This window comes from Pseudoalteromonas ruthenica (assembly GCF_008808095.1).
GTDB lineage: Bacteria > Pseudomonadota > Gammaproteobacteria > Enterobacterales > Alteromonadaceae > Pseudoalteromonas > Pseudoalteromonas ruthenica.
The window spans coordinates 2095143-2110463 of the sequence record NZ_CP023396.1 but is presented as its reverse complement, the minus strand read 5'-3'; the positions used below and the strand labels follow the sequence as shown (position 1 = coordinate 2110463).

Here is a 15321-nt window from a genome sequence, read left to right as displayed (position 1 = left end):
ATTATTTCCACAAAGTGAAGCAATGAAGTGCAAACTATTGTCGTTAAGTTGGGCACCAGCGTGCTGACCAATCATGGCCGAGGCCTAGATAAAGCGCACATGGTTGATTTAGTGCGCCAGTGCGCGCAATTGAAGCAACAAGGCCATCGTATAATTATCGTCACCAGCGGGGCGATTGCAGCGGGGCGAGAATTATTGGGCCGCCAGCCTGGTGCTGAGACCTTGGCCCAAAAACAGATGTTAGCTGCTATCGGGCAAAGCCAGCTGCTGCATACCTGGCAAAGCCTATTTGCGCTTTATTCGATTGCCGTGGGGCAAATGTTACTGACACAAGCGGATTTAGAAAACCGCGAGCGCTACCTCAATGCTCGTGATGCGTTGCTAGCTATATTGCAAGAGGGAGCGGTGCCCATCATCAATGAGAATGATGCCGTCGCAACCACACAAATTAAAGTGGGCGACAATGATAACCTTTCCGCTAAGGTAGCCATATTAGCTCGCGCTGATACCTTGTTATTGTTAACTGATCAGCCTGGATTATTCACCGCCGATCCGCGCAGCCACCCCGATGCCGAGCTGATTGCGGAAATCCGCCATATTGATGATCAGGTAAAGGCGTTAGCAGGAGGTTCGGGCAGTACTGTGGGCACAGGGGGGATGGCTACTAAGCTGGAAGCTGCGAGTATTGCCCGTCACGGTGGTGTGGATGTGGTGATCAGTGCAGGACATGGCCAGAATGTCATTATAAATTGTTTGCAGCAGCAAACAGGCACCCGGGTATTGAGCTTAAAAGCACCTCGGCGCAGTCGCAAGCTGTGGTTGCTAGCAGGGCCGATGAGCAAAGCCAAGGTGGTGCTTGATGTCGGTGCGGCAGCAGCGATTGCAAAAGGTGGGGCCAGTGTACTTCTGGTTGGTATAACGCAATTAAAGGGGCCGTTTAGTCGTGGTGATGTCATCACCTTGTGTGACGAGCAAGGGCTTAACTTAGGCAAAGGCGTGGCGAGATATGACAGTGTGGCTGTGGCCCAATTGCTGGCTCATAAAGAGCAAACTATCGTCGAAACCTTGGGCTACAGTAATGGCGCTATGCTGGTGCATCGCGATGATTTTATCAATTTCACTGACAGTGTTTAGCCTGCACACAGTCATTGTGCACTGGGCACAGAACTCTTTTTGTTCGTCTACACTTAGGAGAATCAAGCAGCAAAACAAGCGCCTATGCAAAGTAACTCCTGTGGTCATCAATGGATCATTCGTCTAACGCAGCAACAAAGTGAACGTGCGTTGGATGCAGCGCTTATTGATATACTTAGCCAGGTGTTTGCCGATAACAATTTTGCTCTGTACATGAATAAACAATTTACTTCGCAGGGCCACATACGATGCAGCTATTCAGGGGGCTCAGCCGCAATACTCAATGATGAACAAGCTCAGCAGTTAGTGGCAAAAATTGATGCTGAGCGCATGCGCATTAGTGGTAGCCAAGGACAATATGTCTACTTTCCTATCTACCATCTTGGTGCAGTGATAGGTTTTGTGCAAAGCAGAAGTGACTTCGCGCTGACGCATGATTCCCCCTTCGTGATCACTAATATTCTTAATATTTACGCCAACCAGCTGTATTTACTGTATCGCTCGCGATTAGACCCACTCACTGAACTGCTTAACCGGCAAACTTTTGACTCACAGGTGATGGACATCATCAATGGCGACGGCTTTGCTGAGCGCCGTGACAATGAACTTGAGCGCCAATGGTATCTTGCCATGTTCGATATTGATCACTTTAAACGCGTTAATGATACCTACGGCCATGTGATTGGTGATGAGGTTATTATTCTCGTAGCGCGAATTTTAAAACAGAGCTTTCGCAGTGAGGATTATGTGTTTCGCTATGGAGGCGAAGAGTTCGCCGTGCTATTGCTGTGCGATAATAAAGACCAAGCGATGCAAGTGTTAGAGCGACTGCGCGCAACTGTGGCTGATTTTACCTTTCCGCAGGTGAAAAGATTGACTATTAGCACTGGTTTTTGTGCTTTTGATAACACCTCAATGGTCCCTGAGCTGGTGCATAAAGCCGACCTAGCTCTTTACAGTGCGAAAAATAATGGCCGCAACCAAGTGGTCGATTTCCATAGCTTAAATATTCCTGATAATCCCAAGGGTGCAGGCGACGATGATCTAGACGACGATATGTTGGAGCTATTTTAACCACTTTCAGAGCGTGCTAAACTCTGCGCCGAATTTTTCTGTTTGAGAGTGCTTATGAAGTTTGTACGTTGGTTGCTAGGCCGTATTATTTTGTTCTTTAATTTTGTCTTTACTCCGCGCAGTAAAAAACGTCCTGCTGAAGCGCAGCAGCAGTTAGATGCGCAAACCGCGAATATGGCATTGTATCAGTTTCACGCCTGTCCTTTTTGTGTCAAAGTACGCCGCGCGATTAAGCGTAACGGCCTAAAAATACAAACGCGGGACGCTAAAAACAATGACACTTACCGCCAAGAGCTTGCTGAGCAAGGGGGCAAAGTAAAAGTGCCATGTTTACGTATTGAACAAGACCAGCAGGTGCGCTGGTTGTATGAATCATCCGACATTGTTGCCTACCTTGATGATTTAGCTGCTTAAGCAACCATTCTATTTATCGTTAACGCCGCAATTGCGGCGTTTTCCACTACGAAGTTTTGCCCCTTTGTGCTAGCATTTGCAGCAAATTTTTGTTGCTAATTGAAAGAGAAGCTAGCATGACTGACCACATCTGTGTTCGCACCCGTGTTGCCCCTTCACCTACGGGTGACCCGCACCTAGGCACTGCCTATATTGCCCTGTTTAACTACTGTTTTGCCAAGCAGCAAGGCGGTGAATTCGTATTGCGTATAGAAGACACTGACCAAGTGCGCAGTACCGCAGAATCAGAACAGGCGATCATGGACAGCCTACAATGGCTAGGCCTGCAATGGGATCATGGACCGGATGTCGGTGGTGAGTTTGGCCCATACCGTCAGTCAGAGCGCTCAGAGCTTTATAAAAAGTATGCACACCAGCTCGTGGAGCAGGGCAAAGCTTTTTATTGTTTTGCCAGCGCCGAAGAGCTTGAGCAAATGCGTGAGCAGCAAATGGCCGAAGGCTTGCGTCCTAAGTACGATGGGCGTGGGTTACTTTTGAGCGAAGAAGAAATTCAAGCCAACCTGGATGCTGGTAAGCCTTATGTGATCCGCATGAAAATACCGGAGCAAGGCACCTTTACTTTCAATGACTATTTGCGTGGTGAGATTGAAATCCCATGGGAAAATGTCGATATGCAGGTGTTATTGAAGCAAGATGGTTTCCCTACTTACTTCTTAGCTAACGTGGTGGACGACCACCACATGCAAATTAGCCATATTTTCCGTGGTGAAGAGTGGATTAACTCGGCACCAAAGCTACTGAAACTGTATGAAGATTTTGGTTGGCAAGCGCCGGTATTAGGGCATTTACCTTTGCTGCGTAACCCTGATAAGTCAAAGCTTTCAAAGCGCAAAAACCCAACGTCTATTAATTACTACAAGGAAATGGGCTTCCTTCCTGAGGCCGTATTGAATTACTTGGGTCGTATGGGTTGGTCGATGCCTGATGAGCGAGAAAAGTTTACCCTCGCTGAGATGATTGAACACTTTGATATGAAACGTGTTTCTCTGGGTGGTCCGGTATTCGATGTGGAAAAGCTAAAGTGGCTGAATGGCACTTGGTTACGTGAAGAGTTTAGCGATGAGCAACTGATTACGCGTTTTGTCGACTGGAAATATAACGCTAATACGCTAAAGCGCATACTACCTGAAGCGAAAACCCGTATTGATACACTCTCTGACTTAGTCGACTTGGCCGGGCATTTTGTCGCCGGGATGCCTGAATATGACCCTGCGCTATTAACCGATGGTAAAGCGCCAGAAGATGTGGTGCGCCAAGCACTGCAGTTCTTTATTTGGGAGTTGGAAACACTGCGCACCTGGGAAAAGTCAGCGATCTTTGCTATTGCGAAAAAAGTGGCGACCTTCCATGAATTGAAGATCAAAGACTTTTTAGAGCCTATTTTTGTTGCTATTACGGGCAAGAAGTCATCTACATCGGTGATCGATGCGATGGAAATTCTTGGCTCTGATATGTCGCGAGCACGGTTGCGTGTAGCGCTAGGGCACATTGGTGTATCTAAGAAGCAAGCGAAGAAACTAGAAAAAGCCTACCGCGATTTTAACTAAGCATTGGCAAAAAGACAGCCGCAGCCTGTTATGCTGCGGCTTTTTTGTGCCTTTTTTCCATAAATTGCAACAGATTCGACCTCTCCATGCGTAAATTTTGTTACACTGCCGCAGTTTTTTTGAACTAAAGCAGAGCAGGTATGTTAGAGCAGTTTTATCAAGACTTTGGTACCCATGTGTGCATTTCTCGTGAGCAAGGCAGCCGATTTGCCAAAGCGGTCGCCGATGACTTCAACCCATTACATGATGTCGAGGCGAAGAAATTTTGCGTGCCTGGGGATTTACTGTTCTCGGTGGTACTCGATAAATATGGAATTAATGAGCAAATGCACTTCACCTTCGCCAATATGGTCGATGAGGGTGTAAAGCTAAGCATGCCGCAAGGAGAAGCACAGTTCGATATTAAAGACGGCGACAAATGCTATCTAAGCGTGCAGCGTGAGGGTGAAAACAGCCAATGTAAAACCCTGACCAATGCGCTGATCAAAAACTATGTTGAATTCTCGGGAAAGGCCTTTCCCCATGTGGTTGTGCCACTGATGGCAAAGCAAGGTGTAATGATTAACCCTGCGCGGCCAATGATCATTTATGAATCAATGAGTATTCATATGGATACTCTAGCAGTAACAGCTCCAGAACTGCGCGAAGCCGAACATGTATTTACCTACGAAGGTAAGCGCGGCAAGATTATTTTGCGCTTTGATTTACTGGCTCAGGGTGAAGTTGTGGGTCGTGGAGAAAAGCATATGCTGGTCTCGGGGATTCGTGAGTATTGTCAGGACACGGTGGATGAACTGATACGCGGCTATAACGAACGCAAAGCGGCATTGAAACCGTAATAAAGCACAGATAAAAAGCGCCTGAAGGCGCTTTTTTTTGTCTTTTTTCGCATCCAGTGACATTTGGCACAGGTCGAATGGGGTGTTGCTCTTTACAGTGACACTTCAACCTCATCACAGGATACGAACAATGAAAAAAGTATTGAACGCTGCCTGGTTCTTGTTAGTCGCCGTGCAGGCTCAGGCTGAGCAGTCTACTCAATGGCAGGTCACCCTCGGTGCTGGCGGAGCCATTATCACAACCCCTTGGGCTGGAATGGCAACACAACATCAGTCACTGCCGTTTGTAAGTGCTCAATATGGACGTTGGCGCTTTGGTGTTGACCAAGGGTTGGTGAGCTACCGCGTGTTGGATAGCCAAGTCGGTATTGATATGGGCCTTAACTTTCGCGACCCCAGCTACGACAGTGTTTTGTTATATAAAAGCGACCTTTCTGACGACCCTGTATTCACCTCTTATGACGACCCTAGTGGCGAGCTGGTCGCAACTATGGCGCTCAACTATCATGGCTTCTCGGCCCGTTTTGCCCAAGATATTAGCAATGAATCCAGTTCGCTGGCGGCAAACGTTTCCTACACGCTGTCTCCTTGGGAGTTGAGTGACAAGCTCCGGGTACACACAAGATTCGGAGTTCGGTTGCTCAGTGAAGATTATACCCAACACTTTTATGGTGTAAGTAAGGTGCAAGCTGCCCCACAGTATGGGCGCACGGAGTATCACTCCCAAGGCGCTATCAACCCTTTTGCACGTGTTGCCCTGAGTTATCAATTCGCACCGCAATGGCAGGCAGTAGCCGCTTACCGAAGCGAATTCTGGGACGATGAAATTTATCACAGCCCTTTAGTATCGACACATTATACGCACCAGTTAATGGTCTTTTTTACTTATCGGCTGCGTTAGTGCAGTGTTGCAACAGTTGCTGCCAAAAACGGCTACCTTTACGCCGAGCCAAACGAATGTTGTTTTCGGGAATACTTTCAGGGTCATCGTACTGTGCGAGTGCTTGCTCCATACTGTGTTCGCGAATAATATGTAAGGCCGGGTAGGGCGCGCGATTAGTGTAATTTGCGGCATCCTCCGGCTCGGCGTCAGCAAATACATAGTGCGGATGAAAGTGGGCTAATTGATAGGTGCCCTCAAAGCCCTGTGCAACTAATAAAGCATTAGCTAAATCTATCAGCTCGAGAAAATCATCAAAGTCGTTAAAACCCTTAGCAAAAATCACCAAGGTGGTTTCAATGTCGCTATCGTTATCAAGCACACGACACTGCTCTAGGGTGTCAAGCACCGCCTCATCAACGCTAACGGCATCACTGGGGTGATAATGAATGCGTTGGCTTTCGACTTCTTTGCGAGCAAACGGGCAAAAGTTGTATTTAACAATGACCGCACTGACCCATTCACGCATGGCTGCAACACAGTTAGACATCAGTGTATTCCTCTATAATCGCCAATGTTTTCGCTATCGCCCCTTGGTTTTTCTTCACTACATTAAGACCTATCGCGCCCATTTGTTGGCGCTTATGAGGGTCATGGCTGAGTGCGATCAGTTGTGCTGCTAAGTTATCGGCTTGCACTTGCTGCGCACCGCCTTGCTTGATGAGCTCTGGGTAAACGTGGGCAAAGTTGAAAGTATGGGGGCCTGTTAAAACTGGAATGGCGTGGGCGCAAGCTTCTAATGGATTGTGTCCGCCGCGCGCGATAAGACTGCCGCCGATAAAAGCGAGGTCAGCGCAGCCATAAAGCATGGTCAGCTCTCCTAAAGTATCTGCGAGCATGACGCTCTGCCCTTGGTAGTCGTTGTGACTACGACGACAAAAATCATAATTCTGCTGTTTAAGCACGGTGGCAACATTGTCAAATTGCTCCGGATGACGCGGGGCAATGATCAGTAAAGCCGAGGGCTGCTGCTTCAGTAATTCCTGGTGTGCTTGAAGGAGTAATTCCGGCTCGCAAGGGTGAGTGGAGCCGGCAATCCAAACAAAGGGCTTATTGAACTTGTGGCGCAATTGCTGAGCTTGTTGTTGGTGCTTTTCGCTGACGGTGATATCGAACTTGATGGAGCCGGTAACATGCACTTTATGCTGGGCCAGACCCAGCTTTACAAATCGCTCGGCGTCATCATGATGGTGGCAGGCAAGCACATCAATATGGCGCATTATATCTCGAGTGAGGGGAGCTACTTTGGCATATCCGTTGGCGGATTTCGCCGACAGCCGCGCGTTAATAATCACGGTCGCTAAACCTGCTTGTTTCGCCTGCTTTAATAAGTTCGGCCACAGTTCGGTCTCTATTATAGACAGTACTTTTGCTTGTGTACGACGGATAAAGCGCCGTTGACACCAAGGCAAATCGAACGGTAAGTAGCAGCAGCTTAAACGTTCTTGGCTTATGGCGTCGGCGAATAAAGTGGTGATTTGCTCACGCCCGGTGGGGGTGTTGCAAGTAATGATTAAGCGGTACTTGGCACCGAGCAAGGCTTTTATCAGTGGTGCGCTGGCAAGTACTTCACCGACTGAGGCGCAATGCAAAATAATATCGCCAGTGGCCTGAGTGTAGCCAAAGCGCTCGCCAAAGTGTTGGCGATAACCAGGGTTCTTACGACCACGTAAACAATACAGGTATACCCAGGCTATGGGGATCAGTAGTACTAAAACAAGCGAATAAAGAAAACGGGCAAACACGATAAAGCCTAATTGTAAAATTCGACTAAAGTGTACCGCAGGCAATAGGGCAAGCCAAAGCTTGGCTGACAAAAACGTGCATTTATCAGTACTCTTTGGAATAATGCCGATAAACCCGTGAATGAGGACGCTTTATGGCTAATATTGACAACGCCGCCAACACTTACCTCGATAGCCTTGCGCGCCACCGCGCACTATTCGACACCATGGAACAATACCAACCGCAAGTATCGCAATTGTTGAGCGCCTGTCATCAGACACTAGCTGCTGGTGGTAAGGTGATCTGGTTCGGTAATGGTGGCAGCGCCGCAGATGCACAGCATCTCGCTGCAGAGTTTGTGGTGCGCTATAAAAAAGAGCGTGGGCCACTGGCATCCATTGCCCTGACAACGGATACCTCGATTTTAACCGCGCACTCTAACGACTATCATTTTGATACTGTATTTGAGCGTCAAGTTCAGGCGTTGTGTAAACCACAGGATTTGGTTATTGGCCTGACGACTTCGGGAACCAGCGCTAACATCAATCTTGCGCTCCAAGCGGCCAACGACATCGGTGCTTATACCGTGGCTTTGACTGGCCGTGAAGGCGGCACCGTTAAAGATATTGCTAAACTTCCCATTATCATCAGCAATGATGAGACCGCGCGTATCCAAGAAGCCCATATGTTTATCGGCCACTGGTTGTGTGAAGCCCTAGATATGCTAGTGGCGGAGTAAGCAACATGGATTTAGGTCTGTTAAAACAGCTGCACAATGCCAAGGTCTTGGTGGTTGGGGATGTCATGCTTGACCGATACTGGCATGGTGACTCCGGGCGTATTTCCCCTGAAGCGCCGGTACCGGTGGTCAAAGTGAACCAGCTTGAAGACAAAGCCGGTGGCGCTGCCAATGTTGCCAAGAATATCGCGCGCCTTGATGGTCAGGTAGGCCTGCTAGGGCTTATTGGTGAGGATGAAAGTGGTCAAATTCTAGAGCGCATTCTTGCTGATGAACACATTGACTCACAGTTAGTCCATGCTGTGGAATTGCCGACGATAGCCAAGCTCAGGGTGATTAGTCGACACCAGCAAGTGGTGCGCCTAGACCAAGAAGAACAGTTTTCTAAAGAGCATTCGCAGTTATTGTTGAATCGTTTAGAGCGTGTGGTGGGTGACTATGATTTCATTGTTTTCTCAGATTACAACAAAGGCTCATTGACGCTCATTGAGGCTATGATCCGGGTAGCCAAAGATGCGGGAAAAACCGTATTGGTAGATCCTAAGTCGCCGCAGTTAGGCTTATACCGTGGTGCTGACTACATCACGCCTAATTTAAATGAGTTTAAGCTCGCCGGTGGCGATGCCAGCAGCGAGCAGGCATTGACTGATACGGCGCGGGCATTAATAAAAGAGGCGGGAATTGGCGCGATGTTGCTGACTCGCTCAGAACAAGGTATGTCGTTGATTAGTGCCAGCGCTAAACACGACTATCCCGCACAAGTGCAAGAAGTGAGTGATGTCACAGGCGCTGGCGATACTGTAATCGCAACTTTAGCGGTGATGCTCGGGGCAGGAATGCCAGATTCTGATGCAGTAGAGCTGGCCAATTTAGCAGCGGGTATTGCTGTGAGTAAGCTAGGTGCGGCTACCGTGTCGCCTGAGGAGCTCAGTGCAAAACTAGGCCAGTACCTGCGTGCGAATGGCGAGCATTACCAAACGCCTTTTGAATCCGTAATCCAGCATATTGAGTTTGCGAAACAAAATGGTGAGAAAATTGTATTCACCAATGGTTGCTTCGATATCCTCCACGCCGGTCATGTGCGCTATTTGGCACAAGCGAAAGCCATGGGAGACAGGCTCGTTGTTGGCTTAAATACCGATGACTCCATTGCTCGGCTGAAAGGGCCTGAACGTCCTATCAATCCTTTAGCTGAGCGGGCCATGGTATTGAGTGCGCTGAACTCTGTGGACTGGGTGATCCCTTTCGGCAAAGAGCATGAGGGCGACACGCCGGCAAAACTGATTGAGCAAATCAGCCCGGATATCTTAGTCAAGGGCGGAGACTACAACGTAGAAGAAATTGCAGGGGCCGAACATGTGCTGCGCCATGGCGGCCATGTTGAAGTGCTGGAGTTTCTCGATGGTTGCTCAACTTCCAACGTGATAGAGCGAATTAAAAAAGGACAGTAAAAAAGGACAGTAAAAAAGGAGCTACGGCTCCTTTTTTGATGAGTCAGGTTTAAAAGTTGTATTCAAACTTTAAGTATGCGCTGGTGTCTGTTTCTGAGCCCTCAACGGTATCATTGTTAGCAACAACGCCACCCACAGTGAAACGTCCTTTCATCGCTAAAAAGCGATAGCGAGCTTCCAGCTGCTGGCTATCAATCGGTGTTTTGGTAATGCTATGACCAAGGTCAGGGTTGTTGGGGTAACGATCGCTGTTGTCACTGTTAAAGTCGATTTGGCGCAACTTGACTTGCCAGTCATGACCATTACTTTGTTGGCCTAAAACAGTAAATACCCAAGATTGCGTGTCGTTATCGTAAGCCGAGCCAATAGTCCGTCCTTGATAACGATAGCCAGATAGATAAATAGAGTGCTCATAATAGCAGTTTTCAATATCCGGTGCTTCGGCGGCACAGCTGACGCCAGTATCGATATATTCCAGGTTAAAAGTCAGGTTTTGCGCGAATGCATATGCGCTGGTTTGGGCGCCAAAGACATAAGCTCTGTCTGCCGGTTTAAAGTAACTGCTTGCATCTTCTCCAATTGTGCTGACATACAAGGCATAAGGCTGAGAAAAAAGCGTGTCTGACCAACGCACATCGAGCCCCGCAAGTTGGTTACCGAGTTTGGTCTCCTGCTCAGAGGTACAGCTGTCAGCGCCGTTTGCACATTCGGTTTTACCTAAGATCATATCAACAAAGTCTCCTAAGGAGCTTGGCTGGCCTTCACCTGCCCATTGCGCTGACCACGATAAAGCGACTTCAAGTTGTTGTAGCGGGCGGAAATTAACGCGGGTGCTCCATAGCATCGCATCAGGCTCGACCCGTGTTGACTCAAGTTGCGCCATCTGTGCGGTAAATGACCAAGGACCAATCCAACTTAGCCACGGCGTCTCAAACGCGGTGGCCTTTTCACGGCTCACACTAATCGCTGGTAGCGGCTTGGCGTTGGTGGATATAATCAAGCTGTTATCAATACCCGGCCCCCAAAACTGCTCAACCGCACCGGCACGAAATATCCAGTTTCCTAAACGATAAGCGATATAACTGTGGTCCAAAGTCGTGTCATCACATTGCTCGAGTGCTTGCTCATTGGCCACGATATCCGCTTGGCCTTTATCTTTGACATAACAATTACGTCCGTCTTCGCGGTGATTAACTGCCAGTTTTGCCGCAAAGTTCTCTCCCAAGTAGCTGTAACTTGCAAGCATTTCTGTTTGCTGAGAGTGGCTCATCCCAAAACTGGTGACTGCACGGGGGTCGGTGGCTTTAAAGCTATGCACTTGAAAGTTGTGAGGTTGGCCATTTTCGGATTCAAAGCGGTGACGTACACGCAGTGCCGCATCTTGAAGCTCAGCACTTAATGACGCAACCGGTGCCGCGCGCAACTCGTCGATAAAGCTATTCCACATAAGTGGAAATGTGGTTACCGGGGCTGAGATTACACCGGCATCGGCAAGGCGTTGGATATCTGCACGAAGACCATAATCATCAGGCTTAACCCAAGGCTCAGCAAAAACTGAAGAACTAACTAAACACAAAAAAGTGCATAATGAAGAAGTAGAGAAGCGCACGTTATTAGTCCCTAATACAAAACGAGCGGGTAGTCTACCAAGCTAATAGTGAGTTTGCAGCAGTTGAAATACGCTTTGATAATTTATTAAATATTCAATACAGCGACCGTGAGGGTATCGAAAACTACATCAACCCCCTATATAATGAGGCGATTAACGCAAGCCAGAATGTGGAGTAAATGGAACATTCCGAGCGCATTAGCCCAATAGCACCAACAAGTGTAAAACGGCTGCTATTCATTCCGGTCTCATCCACTGAAGGTATCGGCGAATATATACGTTCTCTAACCCTAGCCCTGAGTTTAAAGCAGCGCTACGCGGATGCTATTGATGTGCATTTTGCTCTTAATCAGCACACCAAGTACGCCAGTACCTGTCCCTTCAATACCACCTTACTGGTGCAGTCGCCGACAAAAGAAAATACGCGTGTGTGTGCGTTAATCCAAGATTATAAGCCCGATGTCGTGATTTTTGATTGTGCTGGAAGAGCATCGCAGATGCGCAGTGCCCGTGCAGCGGGAGCCCAGGTTGTGTTTATTTCTCAGCACGCTAAAAAGCGCGCAAAAGGGCTCAAGCTAAATCGCGTTGATTGTATTGATAAGCACTGGGTGGTGCAGCCAGACTTTTGCATCGAACCACTAAGTTGGTTGGAACGCCTTAAAATTCGCTGTTTCAACTTAGTTGAGCCAATCAACATAGGCCCTTACTTTGCGCTCCCTGATGCTCAATCAACACGACAAGCAATGGCCGATAGAGGGGTTCAAGCGGGTCAATACGTTGTTGTTAACGCCGGCTCAGGCGGGCACCTGAGTGAGCAAGGAGTCTGTGCCGATGTATTTTATAAGGCTGCACAAGAGTTAAGTGAGCGCTTAAATATCCCGACGGTGGTCGTATTTGGGGCTAATTACCCTGACGCTTTGCCTGTATCGAGCGACCCCTTGGTGCATGTTGTCGGTGGCTTGAGTAATGCTGAGTTTATTGCTTTACTGGCTAATGCCAAGATGGGTCTGCTGAGTGCCGGCGATGCTTTATTACAAGCGATTGCTTTGCAGCTCCCTTGTGTTGCCGCGCCCGTTTCTAAAGATCAGCCTAAGCGCCTAGCAATGTGCTCTGCACAGGGGTTAGTGCATGCTGCGCCGTTAAACCGTAACACGCTGACTGCACAAGCGGTAGCACTGCTCAATGATGAACAGCAGTGGGCAAGCATACAAAACGCTTTGCAGGGGCGTGCGCAATTGCATAGCCAAGATTTCATTGCCAAGCAATTTCAAGAGTTGTTGGCGTTATAGAGCGTTTAGGGTATCGAGGTAAGCTTGCTCTAAGCGTTGCCAATGGTGTTCTTGCCAATGAAAACTGGGCTGTCGAGCGGCTTCTTTAGCGAAACTACGTTGTAAGCGGGCGATATTCTGCTGCTGCCATTGTTGCTTGGGAATGCGCAGCTCGCCACGATCAAAATCGATAACATGGGCCTGGTTGTCAGCGCCAAACAAAATATTATTAATATTTAAATCAGCATGATACACCCCGGCTTGATGGAAGCGAGCCAGGGTGGTGCCGATATGGCTTATCAGCGTATCTTCTAGGGGCGCGGCAACTAGCTTTTCACACAAACTTTGCGCCCCTGGTAGTGCCCGGGTGATAATGTCGCCCCGGTAAATTAAGCCGTTGCGGCGAATCATGGCAGCTATGGGTTCAACTACAGGCAGGCCTTGTTCATGAAGTTGGCAGGTGAGGGCGAACTCTTTGTATACTCGGGTGTTGGCTAAACCAGTATAAAAATACTGATCGCTCAGCACCTTGCCAATCAATCCGCCGCGCCAATAGTGGCGAAGCACTGCCCGTAAACCCTGATGTTCGAAAAAATAGGTGGTTGCTCGGCCGCTTTTTTGTGCATAGACCTTATTTTGCTTTAACCAAAACGTCGGCTCGAACCAATTTTCCTGCACAGATTGGGCTGGGTATTTGTACGTTAATAGCGTGTGCTTGGAAGAAAGTGGGCGAGTATGCATGAGTGTTACAAGGCAAACAAAATAATGGCGCTAGTGTAGCTGCTTTTGGAGTCAGGTTAAACCGCTTCACGCTTGCATTGCGCTGGGGTTGCTTTACCATTTGCGAAGATTAATTGCTATTAGGAAATACCGCGTGCCGCTAGAGTCTGTGCAATCCATTTGTATCCTTCGTTTGTCTGCGATTGGCGATGTGTGTCATGCCGTCAGTGCCGTGCAAGCGATTCAAAAAGTGCATCCTAATGCCAAGATTACTTGGGTGATTGGCAAGGTTGAGGCCATGCTGTTGCAAGGATTGCCGGGGGTCGAGCTGGTGGTGTTTGATAAAAAGCAGGGAAGGGCTGCTTTTAAAGCTTTAAAGCAACGCTTCAAAGGTCAGCGCTTTGACGTGTTATTGAACATGCAAGTGGCTTTTAGAGCGGGCTTGGTTAGCCGTTGTATTCCAGCTAGGGTGAAAATCGGCTTCGATAAAGCACGCTCAAAAGAACTGCACAGCCTATTTATTAATAAACGCATCGACGCTAAGAGTGAACCTCATGTGCTCGAAGGTTTTATGCAATTTGCCGAGCAATTAGGGGTGCAAGATTTTACCCCGCACTGGCAGTTGCCCTTGAGCGGGGTAGATAAAGCCAAAGCAGTTGAGCTGGTGGGCGACAATGGCGATCCGTTATTGGTGATAAGCCCTGCGGCAAGTAAAGCGGAGCGTAATTGGCTACCTGAACGTTATGCTGCTGTTGCCAAGTATGCGGCGAGTAAAGGTTTCAAGGTGGCACTCACTGGCGGCCCGACCGACATGGAGCGCGCTTTAGCCGCTGATATTATCAGCCAGTGCGATTTTGAGGTGAATAATTTGGTGGGCCAAACCTCGCTTAAAGAGCTGACCTGCGTGTTGGCTTTGGCCACCGTAGTACTGGCTCCCGATACCGGTCCGGCGCATATGGCAACGACCCAAGGCACACCCGTTATTGGCCTATATGCGCACTCAAACCCGAAGCGAACCGGGCCCTACCTATCGCAGCAGTACGTAGTGGAAAGCTATTTTGACGCGGTTAAAGAACAGCATGGTAAGCCTGCTGAGCAGTTACCTTGGGGCACGCGGGTTAAAGGTGAGCTAATGCATCGCATTAGTGTTGAAGCTGTGACCGCGATGTTTGATAAAGTTGTACACGAGCACCGATTATGAGCAATAAAGCCGTTTTTTTAGACCGCGATGGCGTTATTAATGTCGACCATGCCTATGTCCACAAACCCGAAGATTTTGAGTTTATTGCGGGCGTGTTTGCCGCCTGTCGCAGTTTTCAACAGCGTGGCTATCGACTGATAATTGTCACGAATCAATCGGGTATTGCCCGTGGCTATTACAGCGAACAACAATTTGCTGAACTTACTACCTGGATGAAAGAGCAGTTTTTACAGCACGATGTGCGCATTGATGAGGTGTATTACTGTCCTCATCACCCCACTAAGGGGATAGGCGACTACCGCCAGCAGTGTGGCTGTCGTAAGCCTGAACCGGGCATGTTGCAACGCGGCATTGCTGCGTTTAACCTCGACCCCGAGCACTGTGTCATGGTCGGTGACAAACATGGCGATATCCAAGCTGCACAGCGCTGTGGCATTGGCACTAAAGTGTTGGTGCGTAGCGGCCAAAAGTTTGACCAAAAGGCGCAAAGTGATGCCGATTACACCTGCGACGCGCTCGCTGATGTGCCTGCACTGCTGTGAGGGAATCTTTACATCCGGGATGGGTTACCACGCTGTGCTGTGGTCCAACCGCGTGTAC

At 48.6% G+C, this 15321-nt stretch carries 15 protein-coding genes; 11 read left to right on the top strand and 4 right to left on the bottom strand.

Annotation, left to right across the window (positions count from 1 at the left end):
* The first annotated feature begins 27 nt into the window (after positions 1-27).
* The 6 genes from proB to PRUTH_RS09870 all read left to right on the top strand — a co-directional run bounded on the left by proB (position 28) and on the right by PRUTH_RS09870 (position 5969).
* Complete coding sequence (gene proB / locus PRUTH_RS09895) at positions 28-1134, top strand: glutamate 5-kinase (protein WP_151173178.1); 1107 nt, start codon at positions 28-30, stop codon at positions 1132-1134.
* Between the two features lie 84 nt (positions 1135-1218).
* Positions 1219-2208 (top strand): GGDEF domain-containing protein, encoded by a 990-nt coding sequence (locus PRUTH_RS09890; RefSeq protein WP_151173177.1) that lies wholly within the window; start codon positions 1219-1221, stop codon positions 2206-2208.
* Positions 2209-2262: 54 nt separating this feature from the next.
* Positions 2263-2622, top strand: a complete 360-nt coding sequence (locus PRUTH_RS09885) for a glutaredoxin family protein (RefSeq protein ID WP_022946500.1) — start codon at positions 2263-2265, stop codon at positions 2620-2622.
* A 128-nt stretch (positions 2623-2750) separates the two neighbouring features.
* Entirely contained in the window at positions 2751-4229 is a 1479-nt protein-coding gene (gltX, locus tag PRUTH_RS09880; RefSeq protein ID WP_151173738.1) for a glutamate--tRNA ligase, read from the top strand.
* A gap of 140 nt (positions 4230-4369) precedes the next feature.
* Positions 4370-5068 carry a DUF3581 family protein gene (locus PRUTH_RS09875; protein ID WP_022946498.1) on the top strand — a complete coding sequence of 233 codons (699 nt, stop codon included), beginning with the start codon at positions 4370-4372 and terminating at the stop codon, positions 5066-5068.
* A gap of 130 nt (positions 5069-5198) precedes the next feature.
* Positions 5199-5969, top strand: coding sequence for a MipA/OmpV family protein (locus PRUTH_RS09870; RefSeq protein WP_151173176.1), 771 nt, complete (start codon positions 5199-5201; stop codon positions 5967-5969).
* Here PRUTH_RS09870 and PRUTH_RS09865 read toward each other — a convergent pair.
* The gene (locus PRUTH_RS09865; protein WP_022946496.1) at positions 5950-6498 is read right to left on the bottom strand and encodes a DUF1415 domain-containing protein; all 549 of its coding nucleotides are present in this window, start codon (positions 6496-6498) and stop codon (positions 5950-5952) included. The two genes, PRUTH_RS09870 and PRUTH_RS09865, sit on opposite strands and share 20 nt — an antisense overlap.
* Entirely contained in the window at positions 6491-7753 is a 1263-nt protein-coding gene (gene waaA / locus PRUTH_RS09860) for a lipid IV(A) 3-deoxy-D-manno-octulosonic acid transferase (protein WP_151173737.1), read from the bottom strand. Before waaA ends, PRUTH_RS09865 begins: the two co-directional genes overlap by 8 nt.
* A 134-nt stretch (positions 7754-7887) precedes the next feature.
* Here waaA and PRUTH_RS09855 point away from each other — a divergent pair, with 134 nt between their 5' ends.
* Positions 7888-8472: an SIS domain-containing protein gene (locus PRUTH_RS09855; RefSeq protein WP_045979639.1), complete on the top strand. Its 585-nt coding sequence runs from the start codon at positions 7888-7890 to the stop codon at positions 8470-8472.
* A gap of 5 nt (positions 8473-8477) precedes the next feature.
* Complete coding sequence (hldE, locus tag PRUTH_RS09850) at positions 8478-9923, top strand: bifunctional D-glycero-beta-D-manno-heptose-7-phosphate kinase/D-glycero-beta-D-manno-heptose 1-phosphate adenylyltransferase HldE (protein WP_130148583.1); 1446 nt, start codon at positions 8478-8480, stop codon at positions 9921-9923.
* Positions 9924-9972: 49 nt separating this feature from the next.
* Here the strand turns inward: hldE and PRUTH_RS09845 are convergent, their stop codons facing one another.
* A complete protein-coding gene (locus PRUTH_RS09845) occupies positions 9973-11532 on the bottom strand; it encodes a capsule assembly Wzi family protein (protein WP_151173175.1) in 1560 nt (519 codons plus the stop codon).
* Between the two features lie 179 nt (positions 11533-11711).
* Between PRUTH_RS09845 and PRUTH_RS09840 the strand changes: the two genes are divergently transcribed.
* Positions 11712-12821 carry a glycosyltransferase family protein gene (locus PRUTH_RS09840; RefSeq protein WP_151173174.1) on the top strand — a complete coding sequence of 370 codons (1110 nt, stop codon included), beginning with the start codon at positions 11712-11714 and terminating at the stop codon, positions 12819-12821.
* Here PRUTH_RS09840 and PRUTH_RS09835 read toward each other — a convergent pair.
* Positions 12816-13541 carry a 3-deoxy-D-manno-octulosonic acid kinase gene (locus PRUTH_RS09835; protein WP_045979635.1) on the bottom strand — a complete coding sequence of 242 codons (726 nt, stop codon included), beginning with the start codon at positions 13539-13541 and terminating at the stop codon, positions 12816-12818. The two genes, PRUTH_RS09840 and PRUTH_RS09835, sit on opposite strands and share 6 nt — an antisense overlap.
* A 133-nt stretch (positions 13542-13674) precedes the next feature.
* On the opposite strand from PRUTH_RS09835, the gene PRUTH_RS09830 reads away from it, so the two are divergent.
* The gene (locus PRUTH_RS09830; RefSeq protein ID WP_045979634.1) at positions 13675-14721 is read left to right on the top strand and encodes a glycosyltransferase family 9 protein; all 1047 of its coding nucleotides are present in this window, start codon (positions 13675-13677) and stop codon (positions 14719-14721) included.
* Complete coding sequence (gmhB, locus tag PRUTH_RS09825; protein ID WP_045979633.1) at positions 14718-15263, top strand: D-glycero-beta-D-manno-heptose 1,7-bisphosphate 7-phosphatase; 546 nt, start codon at positions 14718-14720, stop codon at positions 15261-15263. The genes PRUTH_RS09830 and gmhB overlap by 4 nt, the downstream gene beginning before the upstream one ends.
* The last annotated feature ends 58 nt before the right edge of the window (positions 15264-15321 follow it).